A 25,079-nucleotide genomic window follows, 5' to 3' on the forward strand; every position below is an offset into this window, starting at 1 on the left:
TTACTTTACCGTAATATCGCTGCCGATTTTATTTGCGCCCAAACGGACATATCGGCTTTTAGCTGCAAATTATTGACGGACTTATTGGTGACTTGCGCCAGCAGTGATTGGCCATCGGCGTTGAGTTCTATCAAACTGATCCCGGGTGCTGAACTCGGCTTTATTGTTTGAATTTTCACTAGCAACCGATTCAAGATACTGGTTTGACTGTGCTCATCCAGGCTAATGCTGATGTCGTTGGCAGCAATACACAAACGCACTTTACTGCCTGAAGATAGATTGCTTTGGGGTAACCAAAGTGAATGTTGAGCAAGGGTAATTTGTGTTAAATGGTATTGTTCATCGTAATTTGCGACGCGACCTTCCAGGAACGTCATTGCAGTCTGTTCATCAACCCTATTTAAGCGATTAAACACGTCAGTCACTTCACCTTGTTGCAGCAATTCTCCTGATTCTAATACAAGTACCTGTTGCGCCAACCTGGCAACTTCAGTTTGTGAATGACTGACGTACAATACCGGGATCGCCAATATTGACTGCAGTGCTTCCAGATAACTCATCAGCTCTGTTTTTCGGGCATCATCCAGGGCCGCCAGGGGTTCATCCATAAGTAGTATTGACGGGTTGCTGGCAACCGCTCTGACAATGGCAATGCGCTGCTGCTCACCACCCGAAAGCGAGGCAGGATACCTTGTCAGCAGATGCTCAACACCTGACACCATAATTAATTCATTAACATGTGTCTCTGAAAGAGGTTCAAAGGCGCGTTTTGCGCCAAACTCGATGTTTTGCTTTGCCGTTAAATGGGGAAAAAGCACGGGTTGTTGAAATACAAACCCCACGTTTCTCTGTTGTGGTGAAAGAAAAACATTGTCGTTCTGGAAGGTGTGCTGATTGACTACAACACTGCCTTGTGAGTCCGGTTCAAGCCCGGCGATACAGCGTAATAAAGTGGTTTTGCCTGAGCCTGAAGCACCAAAAATTCCGCTAAATCCAGAGCCAGGTAGCTGCGTTTCGAGGCGTAATTTAAAGCCGTTGCGCTGCTCATTAGCTTTTTGCAGACTAATATCCAGTTGGATCATTTCGCTATCCTGACTACTAGCCATATTTCAATCCATTAGCAGTGTGCTTTTTTTGAAAGCTATACAGTGCAACCAATACGGTAAATGAAAATATCAGCATCAGCAGCGACAACTGATGGGCACTGGCGTAATCGAGTGCTTCCACATGGTCATATATCTGCACCGATACCACTTTGGTTTCTCCAGGAATATTGCCGCCAATCATTAAGATCACGCCAAACTCTCCTACAGTATGGGCAAACCCCAAAATCGTAGCGCTGATAAAGCCGGGCCGTGCTAAGGGCAAAATGATGTGATAGAAGGTGTCGATCGTGGAGGCTTTTAAGGTAGCCGCGGCTTCAAGGTAGCTTTCGTTTATTGCCTCAAAGGCGTTCTGGATAGGTTGCACCACAAAGGGTAACGAATAAAACAAAGAACCTACTACTAAGCCCCAAAAGGTGAAGGGTAAAGTGCCCAATCCCAGTGCATTGGTGAGTTCACCTAGTGGCCCATCTGGTCCCATAAATAACAGTAAATAAAAGCCCAATACCGTTGGTGGCAATACTAATGGCAAGGCGACAACTGCGCCAATTACCCCTCTTAACGGGGATTTTGTGCGTGCTAGCCACCAGGCTAGTGGCGTCCCCAGCAACAGCAGCAAAATAGTGACTATGCTGGCGAGTTTTAACGTCAACCAGATCGTCGTGATATCAGCCTCACTGAGTACCATCTTTACCCCTGAAAGTTTGGTATCCATAAGACTGGATAATGCTAGCCACCTCTGCTGATTGCAAGTAAGCAAAAAAGTATATTGCAGCTTGATTGTTTAGCCCGCGATTTAGCAAAACACTGTCTTGCTGAATGGGAAGATGTAAGTGGGGTGGGACAAACCAATGTGAACCTCGCTGGTCGATGGCAAGCTGCATGAATTGAGACAGAGCAATAAAACCCAGTTGAGCATTCGCGCTTTTAACAAAAGCAAAGGTTTGCGCGATGTTTTCTCCGGTCACAATTTTTCCGGATAGCAGCCGTGCAAGCTGTTTACTGTTAATATATTGCTGTGCCGCTTGTCCATAAGGAGCGGTACGTGGGTTGGCCATTGCCAGTCTGGAAAAAGTCAGGCTTGTCCATTCGGGTTCCGTTGTGCCTAACAGAGAGGCATCAGCCGACCAAAGTACTAGTTGCCCAATACCGTAAGTGAATAGTTGGTCTGCTTTGGCGTATCCTTCGGCCACCAGGCGTGCTGGCTTGTCGCTGTCTGCCGACAGGAAAATATCAAAAGGTGCTCCGTTTTTAATTTGCGCGAAAAACTTGCCTGACGCACCAAATGATAACCGAACGTCTACATCCTGACTTTTAGGCCATTGCGCCACGATGTCTTTCATGGGATGGATAAAGTTAGAGGCAACAGCAATATGGACCGTCGGTTTCGCGAAGATACTTGCAGATATCATAGTGAGAAAAAATAACAGCGTCCATTTCATGAACTTATTGAAGTCCGCATCAAGAAAAGGAGGTATTTTGGTGGAGCAAATAACTGATAGCAAGTATTGCGGTGCAAATCCAACATTATGTATGCTGTGAGCCCCGTATTTTTGGTTGAGATAAAAGATGAGCAAAGTGAATCGTGTTGCTATAGTCGGCGGCACACACGGCAATGAATATTCAGGTATTTATCTATTACGGCAGTGGCAAAAGAACCCTGAGATTGTGAACCGAGAGAGTTTTCACAGCTCAATGGTATTAGCCAACCCACAAGCCCATGAGCAAAACCAACGCTATGTGGACTGTGATCTGAACCGACAGTTTCTGCCCAATTTACTGGCAGATAGCGAGCTGAATAATATTGAACAAACCCGGGCAAAACAGATCAACAATGAAATTGGTCCCCGAGGTGATGCTCAAACGGACTTTATCATCGACCTGCACAACACTACCTCTAATATGGGGCCCTCGCTGATTTTGTTGCAATCGGATGCCTTTAATTTGCGCATGGCCGCATACCTTAAAATGAAGATGCCAGAAGCGGTGATCGTTCTGGAAGACGAAGTGCCCCTAGAGCAACAACCCTATTTATGCGCTATTGCGCGACAGGGGGTCATTGTTGAAATCGGACCTCAACCGCAATCGGTATTGCGCCATGATGTTCTGGAGTGGATGCAGACTATGACCAAACATTTATTGGACTATGTGCATCTGCACAATATTGAACAATTACCGGTTTTGCCTGACGAATTGCAAGTTTACAGCTATGTTGAAACCCTGAAATTACCCGAAGATGAACAGGGGAATCGCATGGGGATGGTGCACCGACATGTGCAAGACAGGGATTTTCATCCGGTTAAACCGGGAGAGCCTATCATTGCTTTGTTTGATGGCGGTGAACTAGTTTGGGAAGGGGATTATGAAGCTTATCCCCATTTTATCAATGAAGCGGCTTATTATGATAATAACCTGGCTATGTCGATGGCGAAGAAGCTCACCATCGATATTCCTGAATAAAGCCTGCGCTATTAAAGTTCTGCCACCTTGGCATCGACTTGGGCATGGATATAGCCGCGCATATTGTCCATGGATTGTGTTTTAGAGATGGCGCTGTGCTCATTGAACTGCAACGATAGCGTGAACAGCTTATCGTTATTGGTAAATACCGCCAGGCTGCGCTTGGCGGCCACCGCGATTTGTGATTCCAAGAGATCGCGATATTCAGTCTTTTGAGTGAGATCTTTATCTGAAACGATTTCATCCAGTTCCGCTACGAATGGCACAAAATCCGCTTCGGGAAAGACCAATTTACCATCCTTTAACTCAAAGCGCTGCCCGGATACCAGATAGTGACTTGTATAGCTTATAGTCGTTGGCTGGTTTAGACTCTTTTGAGTTTGTTCCACAATGTACACGCCATTTTGCCCTACCACCTCAAACTTGGCGTTATCAGCATCTATCGGAGTGGTCACCAGCGCTGTCGTTTCATCGACACCAAAACCAAATCGGGCGTTGGAGCTCAATACCAGTTTGGCCAGGCGCAGCTGTCTGCCGCGTTCAGAAAAGTGGGTGTCCAACACACCGTAAGGGAAGAACTTCAATCCACCTTCAGCATGGTAGGTTACCGGGCGAATACTACTATGTGGGTCGACGCGCTCAATCCATGGGGCCTTCGCTTCTGCGCCCACTATCATGGCGCCATCACTGGTGCCCCCCGTGATCATGCCTGCCTCACTCGCACCGGGTTTACCGCTTTGCACTGCCGTGCCCGCCGAGGTGCCAGAAATAATCAGCTTTCCTTTATTAAATTTATTGCGCAATGCCGCAAGCCAGGGACGATCTTCTCCTTGTGGGTTAACGAAAGACTGCCAGGTTAAGCTTTGATCGCCACCGTTGAAGAAAATACCATTAGCCTTTTGTGCCAGCTGCGCCAGTTGTGCAGGGTTTTGGCAAAATTGTTGCTGATATTCGGCCAGGTAGGGGTAAACGGTTTCCCGGTTGTATACGCCCACATAGTCTGCGCGGGCGGTTGCCAGATTTTGACAGTGTCCTTTATCCAGCAATTTTGCCATGGTGGCTTCTATTGGCAGCCATTGCGCATCAACCCCCAAGCTGGCAAAAATATCCAGATAATAATCAGCGGCGGCAAATACGTCGTAACCAGACGCAGTAGACACTAAAACTACAGGCGTTTGTCCCTTGGGAGTAACCTTTTTTACTGCTTCGATGAATGCTTGATAAATCTGTTGGCTGCTCTGGTATTTGGTGCCGATAACCGATGCCTGTTCCCGAATAAAACTGCCATCAGCGGCTTTTGAAGGCGCTTCTAATACATCGTGAATCGGATAATAAAGTCTGTCTGGCAAACCACTCAAAAGCTTTTTGGCGGTAATGGTTTCGCCAGAAAGCGTAATGCTCAGATCGGCTAATTTGTCCTGAAACTCCGACTTGGTAAACGTTTTGGAAGCGTGCAGGGCTAAAAAGTTTTGTAGTACATTGAGTACAGCACCTTTCAGTTGTTTGTCTTGCTCTTGCCAAGCGGTGAGTGTCTTCAGTTGTGCAATGTTGTCTTTGCTGATGCGATAACTGTTTTGGGTTTTTGCTGACTCAGGAAAACTGACATCATCTTTACAGGCGCTGGTACCGTAAGAGCCACAGGTTTTCCAGCTACCACCCACTAAGAACAGCTGGCTTTGCGCCACGACAAAAGTAGATAGCATCAATAAAACAATGGCGCTGGTGATTCTGACAAACATTCTTACAACCTTTTTCAAGCACTTATTTTCTTCAAGGATAGCCACTAAAACTGCCACGGTCGACTGTTTTTTAAACCCATGGAAGTACATAAATTTTAATAAATTCAGATGCTTGAATAATTATCCAGAGAACCGGGGCAGGCCTTGATTTTTCTGCGCTTTAGCTGCAAGGCTATGCAAAAACAAAAAAATCATTTTTTTGTTCAGCTTGTTTTCAGAATGCCTGGAAAAACCCAAAGGGGCATGCTTGAATATTGGCGACTAAAGCGCGCACACTAGTGCCATTCATAATAAGCATTACAATAAAAAACACGACAAGAGAGACAAGGAAATGAATACCAAGGCTTCACACTTGCGCAAGTCTGCGATTGCGCTGGGGCTGACCATTGCCCTGAGCGCCTGCTCACAAAAACCAAGCGAAGAACAATCCAATAATGCAACAACGTCTGCAGAAAGCACCACGCAAGCAGTGACTCAGGAGGCGAAGCTGGACCAAAATAATCCGTTTTTTAAAACCTATCAAACCCCTTTTCAGATCCCGCCCTTCAACGAAATTGAGAATGAACATTATATGCCCGCTTTTGAAAAGGGTATGGCAGAGAATCTGGCGGAGATTGATGCAATTGTTGCTAACCCCGAACCCGCAACCTTTGAAAATACCATCGAGGAACTGGAACGCTCTGGTAAACTGCTGACTAAAGTACAGCGGGTTTTTTATAATCTGGCCAGTTCTAATACCAATCCTGAATTGCAAAAATTGCAGCGGGATTTGAGCCCCATCATCTCTGCTCATTACGATAAAATTAGTTTGAATGAAGGTTTGTTTAAGCGCGTTGATGCTGTGTGGCAAGTGCGCGATACCTTGGAGTTGACGGCTGAAAAGCGCAAATTCCTTGAAGATACTCACCGTGGCTTTGTGCGCAGTGGCGCATTATTGGATGAGCAACAAAAAGCGCAGCTCACAGAAATCAACGGTAAGCTTTCGCAGTTAACCACGGAATACGGTCAAAACTTACTGGCAGAAACTAATGGTTTTGAACTGATCCTGGATAAATCGGATTTGGATGGTCTTTCCGCTGGTGTTATCCAGGCGGCATCAGAAACAGCCAGGCAAAAAATGGAAGCCGCTGAGAGCGAAGAAGACAAAGCAAAATACAAAGATAAGTATGTGTTTACCCCGCATCGCAGCAGCATGTACCCCTTCTTAACCGAATCCACGCGACGCGACTTGCGAGAACAGTTGTACAACTCCTACATCTATCGCGGTGACAACGACAATGCCACTGACAATAAAACTATCGCGGCAGAGATTGCTTCTTTACGCGCCAAGCGGGCGAAAATTATGGGCTATGACACTCATGCTCATTTCGAACTGGAAGAGCGCATGGTGAATACGCCAGAAGGGGTTTATGACTTACTGATGCAGTTATGGCGTCCGGCACTGGCCAGAGCCAAGCGTGAAGTTGCTGATATGCAGGCGATGATTGATGCCGAGGGCCATGACTATAAATTTGCCGCCTGGGATTGGTGGCAGTACGCCGAGAAGGTACGTAAAGCAAAATACGATCTGGATGAGGCCAGCCTTAAGCCCTATTTAACCTTAGATAATGTCCTTAAAGGGGCATTTGATACTGCCAATAAGTTGTGGGGGCTGACCTTTACTGAGCTATACGACATTGAGGTTTATCATCCAGATGTGCGGGTTTGGGAAGTCAAAGATAAAGATGGCAGTCATTTAGGTATCTTTATGGGGGATTACTTTACTCGTTCTAACAAGCGCGGTGGCGCCTGGATGAGCAGTTTCAAGGGGCAATCTAATCTGGATTTGAGAGAACGTCCGGTGGTGGTCAATGTCTGTAATTTCTCACCGCCAGTAGGTGATACACCTTCACTGTTGAGTTTTGATAATGTCACTACCTTATTCCACGAGTTTGGTCACGCATTACACGGATTAGTGACAAATACCACTTACAACAGTATGTCTGGTACCGCTGGACCGCGAGATTTTACTGAGTTTCCGGCGCAGATCATGGAGCATTGGGCCAGTGAACCTCAGGTGTTAAAAACTTATGCCACTCACTATGAAACTGGTGAGGTCATGCCTGATGAGCTGATCGATAAGCTGTTAAAGGCGGCTAAATTTAATCAAGGCTTTGCCAATACCGAATATCTGGCGGCATCCTTGTTGGATATGGATTGGCATACTTTGAAAGCTGATGACGAGCTACAAGACGCCGATGCGTTTGAACAAGCGTCTATGGAACGCATCGGTTTGATTGAAGAGATTGCACCGCGTTATCGTTCCACCTATTTCTCTCACATCTTTGCTGGTGGTTATGCTGCAGGTTACTACAGCTACGTGCATTCAGCCGTGTTGGACTCGGATGGTTTTGCAGCCTTTAAGGAAACTGGGGATATCTTCAACCAGGATCTGGCGCAAAAGTTCCGTACTCATGTACTGGAGAAAGGCTCCACGGAAGATGCCATGACCTTGTATAAGAAGTTCCGCGGACGTGAACCGGAGATTGATGCCTTGTTGAAGGTGCGCGGTCTGGACGGTTCGGCTGACTAATCCGCCCGTAAATTGCTAGCCCGGTTTATGCCGGGCTTTTTTATATTTAGCAAAATACTCATTGATATTACATGAAACTCGTTGTTTTTTACTTGCTGCTTTTTATTAGCACTAATCTGTTTATAAGTGCTCCGGCCTGGGCTCATCCTCAGGATGAAGACATTATTTTAGATATCGAACAGGGACAGTTAAACTTGGATGTGTCCACCTTGGATGAGGAGTATATCGCTGCGTTGAAGCGTCAGCGCATGCGCAAGTTGCAAGCCATGTCGTGGTCAGAAAAGTTTTGGTTGTATACGCAAGCAGGGTTTGAGCACATCATCCCAAAAGGTCTGGATCACATCCTGTTTGTACTGGGACTGTATTTTTCCAGTTTGTTATTCATCAAGCTGCTGTGGCAGGTAACCGCTTTTACACTGGCTCATTCAATTACCTTGGGATTGGCGGCGCTGGGATTTGTCACTGTGCCGGGCGCCATCGTGGAGCCACTCATTGCTTTGTCCATTGTGTGGATTGCACTGGAGAACTGCCTGTTTAAACAAACCGCTCGCTGGCGACCTGTGTTGGTATTTGGTTTTGGTCTGCTGCATGGTTTAGGCTTTGCCTCAGTATTGCAAGATTACGGTCTACCCAAGGGCGATCTGGTGCCCTCACTTCTGGCCTTTAATCTGGGCGTAGAGTTTGGCCAGTTGGCAGTGTTGTTTGCCGCATTTTGTTTAACCTTTTGGTTCAGGCAAAAGCATTGGTATCGCGCTACATTGCAAATGCCCGTTTCGATTATTATCGGACTTGTAGGCTTGTGGTGGTTTATCGAGCGTACTCTTTTATAATGTGCTGGGTAGAAAAGGGTGTCAGCCTCTTCTATCCGCACACTCATCTGTAATCATCAAACATAATAACCCGTCACTGCGCTATACATGAGTACCAGGCCAGGGATGAGCAACAGCTCAAATCCTCTATTCGTTTTTTCGCCAGATTGGTTTCTGACCAGGGTAAATGCCAGAAATAGTAAACTGCCGATAAGTAAAAAGGTGATGCCCACATGTCGTTCATTGAGCTGCAAGAATATAATACCCGCATAAGTGGCAATAACGGCGTTCACAAACGACCAGATAGCCAGTGCTGCGCAATATTTTACCCGGCAATAAAAGCGCAATCCCAATTGTAAAAGGGTCGTAGAGGCACTGAATACCGCTAACCACTCAAAAGGCGTGGTATTGGAACTGTTGTAGAAAATGCTCCACCAGAACAACACACTGGCTAAGTACAAGCTGATTTCTCGTGTGTTTCTAAATGCTTTTTTTAAAACGGTTTCTGATTCACTAAAATACAAAAAACTGGACACTGTAAACAACAGTAGGCTAAATCCCCATAAGCTGTTTACCAGATAGGTTAACGCTGTTAACACCGGACGACCTTCTCTTAATATCAGTGTAAAGGCGCTTAATGCCAGCAATAGCAGTACAAAGTATCCCACCGAAAATTGCTTGTCTATCGAAATTGTTTCTTGCTGTTCTGGCCGCTGCGTAAGCAGACGATAATCACAGCAGTTGGCTTGATTGTTCATAAGTTTCTCCTCAGTTGTGGTTGCTTACAACAACCGGGCAAATAACCCTTCGTGGGCAGTTGTCTGGCTTTTACCTAATTCCACAAGTTGTTTTTGCCATAGGCCATCGGCTGTGGAGTGGCTATGGCCCAAAACCTCTAAAGTGGCAGAACCTTTTAGTTTTTGCTGCTGTCCGCTGGCATGGTTTATTTTGTCTGTTTGCATTGTGATTACCTCGTTAACTGTTACAGTTGTAATGTTAATAGACAGAGTTGCCCTTGATTAGTGGCTAAAAAGAAATCATTTGTTTCTATTGGGAAACAATGAGATGGGCAGGAGAGTGGTCGTGTTAGATGAATCTGAGCAGTTATTGTGTTTTGCCGCCGTAGTCAAAACCGGCGCCATTACTCGTGGCGCAGAACTGTTGAATTGCTCCAAAGCTCACGTCAGTCGAAAAGTTGCGGCGCTTGAGAAGCGCTTGAGAACGCGTTTGTTGCATCGCACTACTCGGCACATTGAATTGACAGACGCTGGCCAAACTCTGGCGCTTGAGACGGCCCGTCTATTGGAGTCAGTGCAAAACCTACGCAGCTTGTCTCGTAATTTAAACAAGGAGATCTCGGGCCGCTTTGTGATCACCGCCCCTGTGTCTTTTTCTACCTTTGTATTGGCACCGGAACTCAGCGCGTTACAACAGGCATTTCCGGCGGTGCAATTCGAATTACAGACCACTAATACGGTATTGGATTTGGTGGAGTCTCAAGTGGATCTGGCGATTCGCACCGGGGACGTGGTTAACCCCAATATGGTGGCTCGCCAGATAGGTAAGATGCGCGAAATATTTCTCGCATCGGAGCAATTCTACCCTGTTCCAGAAGAAATCACATTCGATGCTATACAGCGACAGAAATTACTGGTGAGTCCGGCGTATTTACGAGAGGGTAAATTGAAGTTTTGCTGTGGAGCACAAACCAGTGAGATGGATGCCCGGGATGCCACTCTGATCAGAGACAATCCCATCACTGTTGAAATGTTGTTTCAGCAAGATTATGTGGCCTGGTTACCCGACTATTGTCGCTATGTGAACCGCCACCAAGGGCGTTTGGTGCAACTTCTACCTGAATTTTGCGGCATCGAATGGCCAGTTTATCTGGTTTTCCCTTTTCAGGTTCCGCTACCGCCCAAACTGCAACAGATCACAGAGTTTTTACAACAGAGGTTGAGTCAAAGGTTGCTGCAATAAGATGCCTTAGCAAGAAAACTATCCGATTGTCATGCCGGTGACATTTGTCCAAAAACTAAGCTGTTATGCTCACTCTGGTATGAATTTCAGGAACAAATCATGAAAACATTTATTGAGCATCTTGCAACCTATGCAGAATACCATAGAGATTCTCGCAATATTATGACTCACCTTTTTGGTGTCCCCATTATCGTATTTGCTGTGATTGTTTTGCTTTCTCGGCCTGTGTTTGAAGTGGCGGGGTTAAACCTTAATCCAGCCATGTTGGGTTATGTCGCCGCAGTATTATTTTATCTTCGTTTAAATCTGGTATTTGCGGCAATCATGGCATTTTTAATGGGCATAGGTATTTACGCTGCTATGAGCATCGCGGCTGCAAGCACAACCGTTTGGCTGGTGACTGGTGTAGGGTTGTTTGTGGGTGGCTGGATAGTGCAATTTATCGGGCACTATTACGAAGGTAAAAAGCCCGCCTTTGTAGACGATTTGGTTGGGTTGCTCATTGGGCCATTGTTTGTCCTTGCCGAAGTATTGTTCTTTCTGGGGTTATACCAAGGATTGAAGCGTGAAATAGAAGCTCAGGTAGGCGCTGTTCGCACGGGTTCAATAGACACTAATACCGCTTCAGCTTGATTATCAATTAACATCTTGAAGCCAGTGCGATCCGGTTTGAAATCTGCACTGGCTTTCTTTTTCATCCCGGCACAAAATAGTGTTTTATTTACCAGAGTAAAACACCATGAAAAAGTCCTATTTAGATATTACTGACGATCTCAACGAATACCTACCGCAAGTACGCAAAGGTGTACCCGATGTTATGCAAGGCTTTTCTGCCATGGCTAAAGCGGCTTTGGCTGATGGTGCGTTAGATAAAAAGACTAAAGAGCTGATTGCGCTGGCTATCGGTGTAGCAGTGCGCTGTGATGGCTGTATAGGTTTTCATGCTAAAGCCTTGGTGAATTTAGGAGCCACGCGAGAGGAAATTGAAGAGGTATGCGGTATGTCGGTATACATGGGGGGCGGTCCTTCGCTAATGTATGCCGCTGATGCACTGAAAGCCTTCGACGAATTTACTGAAAAGCAAAAAATAAGACCATAAGTACTATGCTCTCAGCTTCGCTTCCCTCCTATACTGTGCGTTCACTGGTGAACTACCTTAACAGCTATGGTTTAGCGCGGGAAAAGCTGTGTTCTTTGATAAAGGTCAGCGAAGAACAGCTTAATGATCCCGAATACGCAATAGCCGCCGAACATTACGAAGCGTTATTCGCCTTTGGGGCAAAAGAAGCTGGCATCGATAATATCGGGTTTCAATTTGGCAAAGCTTTTGAGTTGAGTGTTTGGGGGATCCTGGGTTTTATAGTCGCTGCGGCGCCGGATGTGAAACAAGCATTGGCGTTGCAAAAGCGCTACCAGTGTTTATTGGGAAATTCGGGGCTCGCATACCACGAATCGGATCAGCAAACGGTTACCATGCGCTGGTTGTCGGAGTGTTGCTCCAGCGCCTACAGTGTAGAGCAGGTGATCACCGCCTGGCTGGCGTTTGCTTTTCAGCACACTAATTCCAGTGAGGCACCGATAAGTGTGCATTTTACCCACAAGGCTCCGGATTCTTTGGTGCAATACGAAGACTTTTTTCGCTGCCCGGTTATATTTGACGGTGAGTTTAATGGGGTTAAACTCAAAGCGGATCTGCTGAACTTACCGTTGCGCACTTCGAACACCGAAGTGCTAAATGTATTGTGCTGCCACGCAGAGCAGCGCCTTACCCAAAAGCGCAACGATGCCTCTTTGGATATTATCCGCCAGTATATTATTGAGGTGTTGCCGGATCACGTACCTGATCTGGCGGAAATTGCACAACATTTGGGGATTAGCTCCCGGCAATTGCAACGGCAATTTCAACGCTTCGATACCAGCTTAACTCAATACCTGGACAGCGTTCGCCTGAGTCTGGCGGTATCGTATTTAACGCAAACCGAGCACAAGCTCATATATATTGCGCAAGCGCTTGGTTATTCTGAGCAAAGCGCGTTTCAGCGTGCCTTTAAACGTCGCTTTGGAGTGACTCCGGGGGAGTATCGTTTGGCTCCTGTGCCTTTGCGTTTAGTTGATTAAACCAGATTATCAACCCCAAGCTAATCATTGCAATCGTTGCTCCGGATAGCAGATTGATTTCCGGTTGCAAGGCAATAATAAATCCGGACGTTGCTAAAATACGCAGCGGTTCGGTCCACCTGGTCCAGGGTTTGTTTTCCTGTAATCCACTGATCAACCAGCAGTGAATTATTCCAGTAATACTCATGGCCATATTCCACCACAATGGCTGGTTGTTGATTTGCAGTAAGAAGACGAATACCCCAGCCACCAGTAAGGTAAATTGCGCCAATATATAAACTGCCATGGCATTGGATAATGTGGTTTGATACTTACGCATGGTTTTGGTGGTGACATACTTTCCGGGATATTGCACTTTCATATCCTCAGCGCGCCAACCTGGAGGCATAAGCAGGGTTTTGATTTTGTCTAAGGGGCTTTTGGTGTACCACACATCCCGCAGAATATTGCCATACACTTGCAAATTGGCCCAGATAGGGTTGTAGCTGTTGAGTTGCTGGCTCACGCCATAAACAATCTCAACACCGGCTTTTTCCGCTTGAAAAGATCCGAATATTTTGTCCCAAATAATGAACACTCCCGCGTAGTTTTTATCTATGTATTCGCGATTTAGCGCATGGTGCACTCTGTGGTGGCTGGGGGTAACGAATATCGCTTCGAACCAGTTTGGTAGCTTGTCGATATGACGGGTGTGTACCCAAAACTGATACACTAAATTTAGCGCCGCACAGGCAAGGAATACCTCAGGCGGGATACCTGCAAACGCGAGGGGTAAAAACACTAGCCAGGCAAACACGGCGACACTGCCGGTTTGTCTTAGTGCCGTTGTTAAGTTGTACTCTTCGCTGGAATGGTGCACAACATGCGAGCCCCACATAAGGTGCATACGATGACTTATACGATGCACCCAATAGTAACCCAAATCATAAAATACAAATGCAACCACCCACAAAACAAGAATGGATTGCCATTGCCATATGGCATGGTTTTGATACAGCCAGACATAGGCAGAAAAGGGCAGTAATAGTTTAAAAATACCTGTTAAACGACTCATCACACCCAGGTTCAGGGAGGTGATGGCATCGTTGAACTGGTAATATTGAGTGCCTTTCTTTTGATCCACCCAAATTTCGATGGCGATCAGTAAAAAGAAAAATGGGATAGCAAAGAGTATAATTTCCACAATACTGGCCTTTTAAAAATAAGCTAGCAACATTGTGTTAGATTTGAATCGCTAAGTATTGACCTGTTGTGCCAGCTATTGACAGCAGAACGCGCAGATTTCGAACGAATTTCCCACCGCAAATGACAATACCTTCTATACTCAATACCAAGGTACAACAGTTTAATGTGTTAAATGCTTTCCAGATTGCGGCTTAAACCCAAATTACTTTTGGGCTTCGGTTTATGGTTTATGTTGCTAGGGATTATCTTTGTCATACCTTTGGCTAGCCTGGACACTAATAAACCATTAACTGTTGATGTATTTAGCGCTTTGCAACAAGACCGTGCCATCGTCTTTTTTGGATTCACAAGTTGCGGCGATGTCTGTCCTGCGTCACTAATAATACTGAGGCGCTGGCGTACTGCAGCTGATGAAAGTCTAAGTGATGATTTGCCTGCGATAGTATTTATCGACATTGACAAGAACAGCTCAGCAGCCGATGCGGATCAGTACGCGAAAAGTTTTGATGAGCGCTTTATCGGGTTGCACGCTGATGCTCATACGCTGTCACAATTGAGCGCCGATTTTGGTCTCAACCTGACCCAATCAGGCGACAATATTCAGCATCAGGGGCGTACCTATATTATCGAAAAACGCGCGCAACGATGGACACTAACCACTGCCGTTAACCCACAAGGACTCACTGAAGAGTGGTTGCAGCAAGAGCTTAATATATAAAGAGAGTGATTATGCTAAAAACACTGTTTATAAGTCACGATGCGGGCATGAATAGCGCCCTACAAGCCAAATTCACTGAAGACTTTATTGCCGCTGACAAAATTATTCTCAATATCATTTTCGCTTACGGTTTTATTGTTGCCTTTATGACGTCCTGGCAACATGGTTATTTTAAATTGGGCATTATCGGGGGCGGATTAGTGGCGGCCATCAGTTTTATGGCTTACAAAACCATGGCGGGGACCTTGTTGTGTCGCAACATTATGGCTACGGCATTGGTGGCCATGATGGCCATTGCCATACAACAGGCAAATGGTCTTGGTGAAGGGCATTTTCTGTTCTTCCTTAACTTCACTATTTTGATCCGTTATCGAGACATTGTGCCGCTAATAGTATTAGTTGCTATAACGGTTTTACATCATTTGACCTTAACCTATTGCCAGAGTGTTGGCGTGGAATTGATGGGCAGTCCGCTGATAGTTTTTTCCTGGGGAGAGCAAAGTGATCTTGGTTTATTAGCGCCACTGATTTATCACGTTGTGATTGCTGTGTTGGGGGCTATTATCGCTACCTGGTATATCTATGATTTGAACACCAAGTTTCTGGAGGCTAATGGCGTTATTCTGGTATTGGACAAAGCCACAGAAGGGAATCTTTCTGCACGAGTAGATAAACAGGTGGAAACCAGTCTGACGCGTAATGTGAACAACTTTTTTAGTGGACTCTCCGCTTTCATGGCCAGTATTCGTGATACTGCAGGTCAACTAAGTCAACTGGCGATTGACGAAGCCGAGTCGGCTGAACGTCGTTTAAGTCAGGCCAAAGAACAACAAAGTCAGGTTCTGGCGGTATCCGGATCAGTATCTGAAATGTCAGAGTCAACTCAGGAAATAGCGCGCACGGCAGAACAAACTGCCAGTTCCATTAATGAAACTACAGACACCAGTGAAAAAGGCCGACAACTGGCGCAATCCTTTAGCCAGTCCATAAAAACGCTGGCACAAAATGTCAATAAGGCGTCCGAACGCATCGCGGAGTTAGAACAAAATAGCACCCAAATCCAGAGTATCGTCGGCACCATTCGGGATATTTCCGAGCAAACCAATCTACTCGCCTTGAATGCGGCAATAGAGGCAGCTCGTGCCGGTGAACAAGGCCGAGGATTTGCGGTGGTGGCAGATGAGGTAAGAGTCTTATCGCAGCGCACCCATAATTCCACTGAAGAAATATCCAAAATGGTCGATGCGTTTCGCAGTTCCACCAATTCGGCGGTGGAGACCATGTCTGAATGTGCTCAATTATCTGAGAGCAGTGTCGAAGATGCCTCTGTGGCGGCCACCAGTTTTGAGGACATCGCCAAGAATATGCGTGAAATAAATCAGATGGCGGCTCAAATCGCCACAGCTGCGGAACAACAAACCTTGGTAACCGGTGAAATCAACAACAATACAACAAGGATTACAGAGGTTTCCGAATCTTTTTATGCCGATGCCCAACAAAGCGCCGAAGAAGCCGAGAGCTTGCGCAAATTAGCTTTGAACATTGAAAACAATCTGATCCAGTATCGTACCGAATAAGCAGCGCTCCTTAAGGCGTTTTCTGTGTCCACTGGCGTAAATGGACACAGATATTGGATTCGAACTATCAGTTGTCGGCCATATACTCAGAAAGCCGGTCAACGTGCTCTTTGGTTTCTCCAATCAGTGAGGTTATCTCTCTAGCTGATTCTGTCGTGCTTTGCGCCAGGTTTCGCACTTCATCTGCTACAACAGCAAAACCTCGTCCTGCTTCGCCCGCTCGGGCTGATTCGATGGCTGCGTTTAAAGCCAGTAGATTGGTTTGGTCGGAAATACCATTAATGGTTTGGATAATGCTGCTTATCCTATCCAGCACTTGTGACATGGCGCTATGCGTTTGAGCAATAACGGCGTTGCGCTGTGACACATCACTGCCATACAGCAGAATTTTACTGATATCCCCTTCAACGGTTTTCACAGTAGATAAGGTGGCGGCAATGGTCACCGGTTGGTTGTTATTCTTTTTGGTAAATTGTAAATCGCTGCTAACCGATTCCTTATCCAACAATTGTTGCCAAAGCGCCGAACTCAATAGTTTTTTCAGGCTTAAGTCTTTGAGTTGTTGTTTATCCGGACAACCCAAGGCATCGAGTGCCAACTGGTTAGCGGTAGAGAATTCACCAGTGGGGCTAAACTCAAGGACAATGGTGCTGCGCGCAATAGCATGCAGCCGTATATCGTTTTCCAGGCCGCGGCGTTTGGTGCTGTCGATATTGCTTTGAATCGAGACAAATTTGTCCACTTCGCCTTTGCTATTAAATACCGGGTTAATAGCTAAGCTTATCCAATAGGAGTCACCTTTTTTGTTGTAATTAAGGATTTCTTCGTAAAAGGGAGTGCGATTCTCAAGATTTTTCCTAATGCGTTTGACCGTCTCTTGATCGGTATGTGTGCCCTGTAATAAATCACCGGGTTTGCGTCCCAATACTTCTTCATCAGTGTAGCCAGTGAGTTGTCGGAAACCCGGATTGACGTATTCTATTAAGCCATTGGCATCGGTGATGATCACCGAGTTATCAGTTTCGTTAGCCACCAGTGACAAGGTTTCGAACTGCCGTTCTTTTTGCACGCGTTCGGTAATATCGGTGGCGAATTTGACTATTTTGAGTACCTCTCCTTTGGGGTCAACAATCGGATTGTAGGTGGCTTCTATCCATACTTCGCGATTGCCTTTGCCCAAGCGTCTATAGCGAGCTGATTGGAATTGGCCTTGTCTGAGTTTTTCCCAAAATTGTTTGTATGCCAGGCCATTGGCCTCTCGGGGATCCACAAATATGGCATGGTGTTTACCCAATATTTCGTCAGCCCGGTAACCCATTGCCCCAAGAAAATTGTCATTGGCATACAAGATATTGCCATTTGGATCGAATTCGATGACGGCCTGAGATTTTGAAATCGCAGCAATCTTGCCCTCTTCATCGATGCTTTTTAGTTTTTGCTGAGTAATGTCAGAAGCAAACTTGACCACTTTCTCAACTTTGCCATTCTTATCTGTAATAGGATTATAAGTGGCTTGCAGCCAGATAATGTCACCGTTTTTCTTGATGCGTTTAAATTCAGCTTGCTTGAAGTCGCCTCTTGCCAGCTCTGACCAAAAAGATTTATAGGCCTGACTGTTGCGTTCTTCCTGCTCCACAAAAATACTGTGGTGTTTGTTTCGAATTTCAGACAGTTGATAACCCATCGCCTGTAAAAAATTATCATTGGCCTTCACAATTTTGCCATCGGGGGTAAATTCAATCACTGCTTGAGAGCGATTCAGTGCTTCGGTTATGGCTTCAGCGGTTTTGCTATCAAATAAGCCATTCGACAAGCGGGAAGAAAAGAACATATGTGCGGAACTCCGGTGCTGTGTCTGTTTTGACACAGAATTTGTGGCGTCGTCCCTGTCGAATAATCACCTCGTGATCCTCGAGACTTAAGTACAGTATCATAGAAACACTATAGAAATGAAATGTTACAACTGCAAAGTTTAGCCCCCATAGACCCCCGTTTTTAGGAAATGCGCATATGTTTTATTCGAGATACAAATCAACGGAAGTAGCTAGTAAGTCAGAGTAAAAGGAGTGGCTTAACCACTCCTTTTTCATGTTTACGCCATAAATCCCAAAGGTTTTCCAGAACCCGAAGGAGAATAAAAGCGATTTATATTCGGCAGTACATCCGCTAAGGCACTCGGCGTAACACCAAACCACAAAGCCAGTTCAGCAAAGTATTCGTCTAGTGATGTTGTGGGCATTAAAACACCGCGTCCGGTATCCAGTGGATTATTCAGTGCCAGGCTGGGATAGGTGCCGTAAATAGTTCCGCCGTTAACCGCACCACCCATAATCAAGGCGTTGCCTCCCCAGCCGTGATCTGAGCCTCGTCCATTGGAGGATAAGGTTCGGGCAAAATCGGAGGTGGTAAAGGTGGTGACTTGTTGTCCCAGCCCCATTTCATCAATGGCGGATTGAAATGAACTCAGGCCGGCATCAAGCATGGTGAGCAGCACTTGCAAAGAACTGGTAAGTTCGTCGTGATGATCCCAACCCCCCAACGTGACAAAAAAGGTCTGCCGTTGCATTCCCAGCGTTTCTCTTGCGGCGATGGTTTTGGCCACCATTTGCATTTGCGACGAAAACTCATCTTGTGCAAATTGGGTGGTGAAACTATTTGCGGCCCCCAGAGCTGAAGAGAATTCGGCATTTGCCGACAACGAACTACTGAACAGATTGCGGTAAGCTCGGCGAAAGACATTGTCGTAGCTGTTGGCAAAAATCTCATCAATGGCTTGAGTTCGCAGTGGATCAACCTCTGCTGATTGGTCGCCATAGCCCACCAGTTGAGCGGTGGGCATATCCGCGTTACCAACGCTGTAATAATCCGTCACCCGGCCTGCCTGAAATTCGTTGGCACCGGAGGTTGAGATACTCATCGATATGCGCTGGTTACTGTTCTGGCTGCCCAGAATATCTGCGATGCGACCGCCCCAGCCGGTGGCGCTGCGCGCGTCCGGAATCGCGGTTTGCCATTGGCTGATTTGATCCGAGTGAGAGTATAAACCCAGTGGCAGCTTTGCTGTGCCATTGCTCAGCGCAGCTGTGCTGGTGGGCTCTATTAAGGTGCCAATATTGCTTAAAAACGCGAGCTTTTCTGAATTGTAGAGGTTCTGTAAACCGGTTAATGCTGGGTGCAAGCCCAAGGTACGGCCATTGTTATTACTGTTATTTAGCGATAACAGTTGGTTTTGCGGCAGGGCTAAGTCCGTGCGGGTAGTTTGGTACTGTTGGTAGTAAGTGTTGTCAGTGGGTACCAACATGTTAAAAGAGTCGGCCCCGCCGGCCAGTAAAACACACACCATAGCTTTGTAATCATTGCTCTGTGCACTGGCTTTGGTAATGGCTCCCAATTGCGCCGCACCCACTAGGGTGGCAGCACTAATTCCTGCTCGGCCAGATTGATGTAAGAATTGACGTCTGGATAGTTTGAACTTTTTCATGGTTATTAATCCTTAGCTATGCAGCGCCACCGTAGCGATGGCACTGCTTCATTAATTAAATAGCGATGGCGAAATCCGGTGAAATGGCGATCAGGTATACCGCCATGGCAACGCGTTCTCGGCTGTCTGAAAGGGCATCTACTGCTGTTTTAACTGCTGCGCGGGTTTCAGCCGTTAAGGTGCCGTAAGTCATCAAGGTATCCAGATGGTCCAGCAGGGCATCGCTATTATCGGCGAGTTGCAATTCAGCGCTAAAATCCAGTTTTTCAGTGGGTAGTTGACCAGATTGTGCTAACACCTGTCCTGTTTGCAGGGAGTAATAAATCAGATTCTTGATCTCCATAATGGTGGAAGCATTGGTGATCTGAAATTCCGGTGCCACAAGCCCGGCGTCTTTGATTTCACCATTGGGCGCGTAGCCAGGTTGGAAGAAATTAAAGACACTTGGTGCAGATAAGACGTATTGTCGTATCTGGGCGGTCATGTTGTAACCATCATCGCTAAAAGTGTTATCGCTGCTGGTGGCATTGAAGGCCCGCATTAAATTCACCACCCGCACGAAAGGCTCTCTCAGTCGACCATCTGTGGCGCTTGCTAATTGCGGTGTGCTGCGCGCTTCGGGATCCAACAGAATTGCTCTTATTAAGGCTTTCATGTCTCCACGAGCAGCCCCGGTCTCGCCATTGAAAGCGGCACTCACTCTGGCGACGTATTCCGGACTGGGATTGGATTTCACCAAGCGCTGAATCAGCTGTTTACCGATAAAGGGACCGACATTGGGATGATTGAATAGATTGTCGATGGCCGCTTCGATATCCTGCATGCCCGTTTGTCCTGCGGGTACAACCTGACCATTTAACAGGGTTTTGCTGCCCGGTTCATGATGGCTTTCATACATTTTCATGGGGGATAAGAAGGGGTCTGATTCAGACTCCAGTTCATGAATATCCATCACGCCGAAGCCACTCTCACCGGGGATATTCCAGCTCAACCCCGTAAATATTTTGGCAAATTCCCGAATATCCTCCTGGTCATAGGTGGGAGTGGGATTGCCTTGGGCATCCAGTTTTCGGCTGCCATCGGCATTGAGTTCAAACAATCCGATACTGAATAACTGCATCACTTCCCGGGCATAGTTTTCGTCGGGGAAGGTGCCGCGCTGAGTATCTGTTTTGGCATTGTGAATATGGCTTAAATAGATGCCCATGGCTGGACTGAGGGACACCGCCCGCAATAGCTCCCGGAAATTGCCAAAGCTATTGTCCAACAGTGCGTCGTAATATCCCACCATGGCTAAGTTGTTGGTACCTAATTCATCTACATTGGCGGAGATCACGAAGATTTCAGACAGCGCCAGGGCAACCCGTTGTCTGACCATATCCGGCGAGGTCATTACTGATGTCCACCAACCATCTACCCAATAGCGCTCTGGATCACCAAGTTGCTCATAAATGATCTCGAACTCTTCATCGGAAAGTCCTTCGTTCTGTTCATAAAATTGTTCCACTCGATTCATCAGAAACTCGGCAAAAGGTCGGGTATAACCAACAGGCTGTGTAAACTGCTCTTCCAACCATACTTCTGGTCCCATTGCTGCCACTTGTGTGATGGTGGCATGATTCGCCCCCAAACTCGCTTGAGCTAAAAAGCGAGAGGCGTCTCTTGCTGCTTCGGTGGTCACGGTCATCAATGTGAGATCCGAAGCGGGATTGGGGTTGATGTAACCCGATGGCTGCTCTACGACATTATCTTCACACTCTTCTCCGTTTTCATCGCACTCAGGAAACTCGTCGCATTCTTCCTCGTATTGATTGCACTCCGGAAGTTCTTCACATTCTTCCTGATTTTCGTCGCACTCGGGAAAGTCGTCGCACTCTTCTTCGTTTTCATCGCACTCAGGAAGGTCGTCGCATTCTTCCTCGTTTTCGTTACACTCCGGAAGTTCTTCACATTCTTCCTGATTTTCGTTGCACTCAGGAAAGTCGTCGCACTCTTCTTCGTTTTCATTGCACTCGGGAAAGTCGTCGCACTCTTCTTCGTTCTCGTTGCACTCGGGAAAGTCGTCGCACTCTTCTTCGTTTTCATTGCACTCAGGAACGTCGTCGCACTCTTCTTCGTTCTCGTTGCACTCGGGAAAGTCGTTGCACTCTTCTTCGTTCTCATTGCACTCAGGAAAGTCGTCGCACTCTTCTTCGTGCTCATCGCACTCGGGAAACTCTTCACACTCTTCTTCATCACATTCGGGCTCGAAGATTATCTCCTCACACAAATCGGGATGCTGAGTACAGATTTGCAGTAATATTGTGCACAACTGGCGATCTTCACAAAGCGCCATAATGGCCTCGCAAAGCTCATCCCCATCGCACTCAAACTCATTGTTTTCTGCAGCTTCTGAGGAAATTCGGGAGAGATAAAGTGCCGCTTTTTGGCTGAATTCGGTAGATGGTTTGCCGCCGGTTTTTGGCAACTCTTCCGCCATTGAATTGGCGGCTATCAGGGTTAAAAAGGTATAGAAAAAAGACAGCATTAAGCTTCGCCATCTCAATTTGCAAAAGTGGATTATTGCTGGTTTGCGTTTCACGTTGCACCTCATACTGCAATTGGTTGAGTGATTCTGATGCCTTGGCTTTGGTATTGTTTTAAGCCAACTGCAACAACGATTAAGGTGCTACTGCAGCGCTTTTCAGCAGCCCTTTAATTTCTAAGACGCAGAAGGGGCTAATATGAGGAGTGAAAAGTTAAACTTTTTTAGAAAACCCAGGTGAGTCGCAGTTCCAGGGTGCGCTGCAGGCCTTGTGAGGTCCAGGCGGGTGAGGCATTAAATGCCCCTTCTATGTATTGCTCATCGAAGGCGTTTCTCAATAAAAGGGAGAGTTTTAAGCGGTTTTGATAACTGGCAAACCAACCGAAATCCACCGTGGTGTAGGCCTCTAACTGCTCTTCGTTGCTGGAGTCAATAAAGCGTTCACCTACGTGAATCAAGCCGAAACCCAGACGGCTGTCGAATGTTTGCCATTGGGGAAGGATTTTTGTTATCCAGAGACGAAAGTTCCTACCGGGTGTCATACGCGGTTGTTTGTTGAGTAACTCGTCAGAGTCAGCAGAGGTAATCTCCGCATCTAACAGACTCGCCGCGAGGGTAATGTGCCAGCTGCGATTAAGGCTGCCACTCAGGTCACATTCCAGGCCACGGCTGCGCTGTGCATAAATGTCGGAAACGATATGACGTTTTTCAATGTTGAACAGGGCACAACTACTTTGCAGGCGACCAGAGGCAAACTGTTTTTTAAAGCCAATTTCATACTGTTTCGATTGAGCGGGCTGATTGAACGCGATAACTTCGGTGAATAAGTCTTCAAATTCCTCGGATCCTTCATCCTCATCATCAAGTTCTTCTGGTAGTTCTGGCTGGCCGTCTATTGGGAGCTCTGCCACTGAAAACTGGGGTGTAAAGGATTCACTGTAGTTTATAAAAATACTGCTGTCTTGGGACAGTTGATAAACGCCACCAATACGATGTGAAGATTCAAAAAAATCCTCCTCCGACTGATAACCTTCACGATCAGCAGAAAAGCGCAAATAATCCAGCCGGGAGCCTGCAAATAATGTGAACTCATGCCAGTTTATAGCCCATTGCGCGAATAGTCCGGTGTTAATATCTCGTACATCATTGCTGGCCGCTTCACTATTAAACAGGGTTTCAGCCTGTTCTACGGGCACAAAGTTAGAGCGAATATCATGGGTTTGCCAAATCAGAGTTTCGGGCTTTGAGTAGTTGAAGTTTATGCCGTACAGTTGTTCTAGTTGTGTTCCTTCAGGCAGAAGGGATTGATGCAGCTGCTGACTGTTGTACAAGGTCAATTCCGAACTAAAAAAGTGGGTATCAAACTGAAACACATCAGATTCAAAGCCAAGGTTGGAATCCTCTAAGGTAATCAATTCTAGCCCTCGCAATACCTCCTCCAGGAATTCATCGTCAGCCAGTAGGGCTGAGGTGAGTTCATCATCTGAAAATAACTCACCGTCAATTTCCAGTTCGAAACCCTCAATTACCGGATAATTCAGCAAACTGTCTGCCGAATATTGATCATATTGCAGATACAAATCTGCCGACCAGTCTCCCAGTAACCAATCGTTAATACTGAAATAAAAGCTATGGCGCTTTTCTTCTAAGCCGGAGCGCAGATCGGTTTCCCGGGTAGGAACGAATTCAATATCGTCCTCTTCGTTGATAAACACATCGACTGCGTTATTGAAGCCATCAACCGGGCTGCCAAAGCGTTGTAGGGCATCGCTGCTTTCGAAGCGATAATGCAGGTTCAGCTCGCTGTCATTTGGCAAATGATGCGCCAAGGCGAGCATGACACCGTGACCGTCATCTTGGTCCAGCTCAGATTCGCTACCGTGTTTCTGTGTATAGGCAATACCGCGAATTGCGGTGGCGTCGTCATCACTCCTGGACAGATCCAGTTCAAGGCGCTGATAATCATCAGAAGCCCCCTGCAGTTGAAAACTATTGCGGCTGTTTTGTGGGGATTTGAGCATCATATTGATAATACCACCGGGTTCCATACGGCCAAATAAAACCGATCCCGGTCCTTTGGCAATTTCGATATCCCGAATAAAGGCGATATCAACAGGTGAGATATAAGCATGAGCGCCCACCCCGTTGATCTTCAGAGACGGGTAGGCAAACCCTCTCAGTCTGAGTTCTTCTACGACACCGGTACTGCGCTCCAGAAAATTAACCGACGAGGCCAGTAAGCTACTTTCGGTATAGCTGCGAGCGCCCACGTCTTGACTTAATGATTCAGTGACGGCGTTGACTATCTGTGGTGTGGTTAAAAAATCCCGTTGGGTTTTGGTACTGGAAACGGTCGCCTCCAGGTTGTAAGGTGAAATGATTTTAGCCACCACCTGGATGGCTTCGATTTCTGCTTCTTGAGTTGTTTGTTCTGCTGCTTGCTGCGCCTTTTTGACAGTTGGTTTAACACGGTATTTACGGATATTGAAGCCCTCAACAGGTTGCTGGGTTCGGCTGATTTTAATCATTCGGCTATTGCTGACTGTGGCCCTCAGCCCGGTATTTTTTAATAAGGCACGCAATGCTTGTTTAATGTTCATTTCGCCTTGGACAGCGTTGGCCTGAATATCATTGGTGAGTTGTGCGACGTATACCAGGGTAAGGTTTTCTTGCACTGCCAGCTCCAGCAGAGCCTTGCTCAGTGGTTGAGCGGGAATATCGAAATGACTAAGCTGGGCACTGTGAGCAGGGAGGAATAGACTGCTCAGTAAAAGCACAAAAGCGGGTAACAGACATCGGGATATGACAGGCAA

20 protein-coding genes are annotated in these 25,079 nt (G+C 46.5%); 9 read left to right on the forward strand and 11 right to left on the reverse strand.

Annotated features, from left to right (window positions below):
• Positions 1 to 5 precede the first annotated feature (5 nt).
• The 3 genes from modC to modA are packed head-to-tail and all read right to left on the reverse strand — an operon-like array spanning position 6 to position 2,545.
• On the reverse strand, positions 6 to 1,106 hold the full coding sequence (gene modC / locus AABA75_RS01340) for a molybdenum ABC transporter ATP-binding protein (protein ID WP_338290573.1): 1,101 nt from the start codon (positions 1,104 to 1,106) through the stop codon (positions 6 to 8).
• The gene (modB, locus tag AABA75_RS01345) at positions 1,099 to 1,791 is read right to left on the reverse strand and encodes a molybdate ABC transporter permease subunit (protein WP_338290574.1); all 693 of its coding nucleotides are present in this window, start codon (positions 1,789 to 1,791) and stop codon (positions 1,099 to 1,101) included. The genes modC and modB overlap by 8 nt, the downstream gene beginning before the upstream one ends.
• Positions 1,778 to 2,545, reverse strand: a complete 768-nt coding sequence (gene modA, locus AABA75_RS01350; RefSeq protein WP_338290576.1) for a molybdate ABC transporter substrate-binding protein — start codon at positions 2,543 to 2,545, stop codon at positions 1,778 to 1,780. The genes modB and modA overlap by 14 nt, the downstream gene beginning before the upstream one ends.
• Positions 2,546 to 2,672: 127 nt before the next feature.
• On the opposite strand from modA, the gene AABA75_RS01355 reads away from it, so the two are divergent.
• On the forward strand, positions 2,673 to 3,563 hold the full coding sequence (locus tag AABA75_RS01355; protein WP_338290577.1) for an aspartoacylase: 891 nt from the start codon (positions 2,673 to 2,675) through the stop codon (positions 3,561 to 3,563).
• A gap of 11 nt (positions 3,564 to 3,574) precedes the next feature.
• Here AABA75_RS01355 and AABA75_RS01360 read toward each other — a convergent pair whose 3' ends face one another.
• Positions 3,575 to 5,302, reverse strand: a complete 1,728-nt coding sequence (locus AABA75_RS01360; protein WP_338290579.1) for a cyanophycinase — start codon at positions 5,300 to 5,302, stop codon at positions 3,575 to 3,577.
• Positions 5,303 to 5,633: 331 nt separating this feature from the next.
• Here AABA75_RS01360 and AABA75_RS01365 point away from each other — a divergent pair, with 331 nt between their 5' ends.
• Together AABA75_RS01365 and AABA75_RS01370 are read left to right on the forward strand one after the other, a co-directional pair.
• Complete coding sequence (locus AABA75_RS01365) at positions 5,634 to 7,874, forward strand: M3 family metallopeptidase (RefSeq protein ID WP_338290580.1); 2,241 nt, start codon at positions 5,634 to 5,636, stop codon at positions 7,872 to 7,874.
• A 71-nt stretch (positions 7,875 to 7,945) separates the two neighbouring features.
• A complete protein-coding gene (locus AABA75_RS01370) occupies positions 7,946 to 8,704 on the forward strand; it encodes a HupE/UreJ family protein (RefSeq protein WP_338290581.1) in 759 nt (252 codons plus the stop codon).
• Positions 8,705 to 8,760: 56 nt separating this feature from the next.
• On the opposite strand, the gene AABA75_RS01375 is transcribed toward AABA75_RS01370, so the two are convergent.
• Positions 8,761 to 9,441: a hypothetical protein gene (locus AABA75_RS01375; RefSeq protein ID WP_338290582.1), complete on the reverse strand. Its 681-nt coding sequence runs from the start codon at positions 9,439 to 9,441 to the stop codon at positions 8,761 to 8,763.
• A gap of 24 nt (positions 9,442 to 9,465) precedes the next feature.
• Positions 9,466 to 9,645 (reverse strand): hypothetical protein, encoded by a 180-nt coding sequence (locus tag AABA75_RS01380; protein ID WP_338290584.1) that lies wholly within the window; start codon positions 9,643 to 9,645, stop codon positions 9,466 to 9,468.
• Positions 9,646 to 9,766: 121 nt separating this feature from the next.
• Between AABA75_RS01380 and AABA75_RS01385 the strand changes: the two genes are divergently transcribed.
• The 4 genes from AABA75_RS01385 to AABA75_RS01400 all read left to right on the forward strand — a co-directional run bounded on the left by AABA75_RS01385 (position 9,767) and on the right by AABA75_RS01400 (position 12,781).
• Positions 9,767 to 10,663, forward strand: coding sequence for a LysR family transcriptional regulator (locus tag AABA75_RS01385; protein ID WP_338290585.1), 897 nt, complete (start codon positions 9,767 to 9,769; stop codon positions 10,661 to 10,663).
• Between the two features lie 99 nt (positions 10,664 to 10,762).
• Positions 10,763 to 11,296 carry a DUF962 domain-containing protein gene (locus AABA75_RS01390; RefSeq protein ID WP_338290587.1) on the forward strand — a complete coding sequence of 178 codons (534 nt, stop codon included), beginning with the start codon at positions 10,763 to 10,765 and terminating at the stop codon, positions 11,294 to 11,296.
• Positions 11,297 to 11,402: 106 nt separating this feature from the next.
• Entirely contained in the window at positions 11,403 to 11,762 is a 360-nt protein-coding gene (locus AABA75_RS01395; RefSeq protein ID WP_338290588.1) for a carboxymuconolactone decarboxylase family protein, read from the forward strand.
• A 5-nt stretch (positions 11,763 to 11,767) separates the two neighbouring features.
• Positions 11,768 to 12,781, forward strand: coding sequence for an AraC family transcriptional regulator (locus AABA75_RS01400; protein WP_338290589.1), 1,014 nt, complete (start codon positions 11,768 to 11,770; stop codon positions 12,779 to 12,781).
• Here AABA75_RS01400 and AABA75_RS01405 read toward each other — a convergent pair.
• Complete coding sequence (locus AABA75_RS01405; protein ID WP_338290590.1) at positions 12,711 to 13,964, reverse strand: sterol desaturase family protein; 1,254 nt, start codon at positions 13,962 to 13,964, stop codon at positions 12,711 to 12,713. The genes AABA75_RS01400 and AABA75_RS01405 overlap by 71 nt on opposite strands.
• A 174-nt stretch (positions 13,965 to 14,138) precedes the next feature.
• Here AABA75_RS01405 and AABA75_RS01410 point away from each other — a divergent pair, with 174 nt between their 5' ends.
• Both AABA75_RS01410 and AABA75_RS01415 read left to right on the forward strand, forming a co-directional pair.
• Positions 14,139 to 14,684, forward strand: coding sequence for an SCO family protein (locus AABA75_RS01410; RefSeq protein WP_338290593.1), 546 nt, complete (start codon positions 14,139 to 14,141; stop codon positions 14,682 to 14,684).
• An 11-nt stretch (positions 14,685 to 14,695) separates the two neighbouring features.
• Positions 14,696 to 16,261, forward strand: coding sequence for a methyl-accepting chemotaxis protein (locus tag AABA75_RS01415; RefSeq protein WP_338290594.1), 1,566 nt, complete (start codon positions 14,696 to 14,698; stop codon positions 16,259 to 16,261).
• A gap of 67 nt (positions 16,262 to 16,328) precedes the next feature.
• Here the strand turns inward: AABA75_RS01415 and AABA75_RS01420 are convergent, their stop codons facing one another.
• The 4 genes from AABA75_RS01420 to AABA75_RS01435 all read right to left on the reverse strand — a co-directional run bounded on the left by AABA75_RS01420 (position 16,329) and on the right by AABA75_RS01435 (position 25,079).
• The gene (locus AABA75_RS01420) at positions 16,329 to 18,092 is read right to left on the reverse strand and encodes a methyl-accepting chemotaxis protein (protein ID WP_338290595.1); all 1,764 of its coding nucleotides are present in this window, start codon (positions 18,090 to 18,092) and stop codon (positions 16,329 to 16,331) included.
• Between the two features lie 261 nt (positions 18,093 to 18,353).
• Positions 18,354 to 19,742 carry a DUF1501 domain-containing protein gene (locus AABA75_RS01425; protein WP_338290596.1) on the reverse strand — a complete coding sequence of 463 codons (1,389 nt, stop codon included), beginning with the start codon at positions 19,740 to 19,742 and terminating at the stop codon, positions 18,354 to 18,356.
• A gap of 55 nt (positions 19,743 to 19,797) precedes the next feature.
• Positions 19,798 to 22,269, reverse strand: coding sequence for a DUF1800 domain-containing protein (locus tag AABA75_RS01430; RefSeq protein WP_338290597.1), 2,472 nt, complete (start codon positions 22,267 to 22,269; stop codon positions 19,798 to 19,800).
• Positions 22,270 to 22,490: 221 nt separating this feature from the next.
• Entirely contained in the window at positions 22,491 to 25,079 is a 2,589-nt protein-coding gene (locus AABA75_RS01435) for a TonB-dependent siderophore receptor (protein WP_338290598.1), read from the reverse strand.

The organism is Planctobacterium marinum, from assembly GCF_036322805.1.
In the GTDB taxonomy this organism is placed as follows: Bacteria; Pseudomonadota; Gammaproteobacteria; order Enterobacterales; family Alteromonadaceae; genus Planctobacterium; species Planctobacterium marinum_A.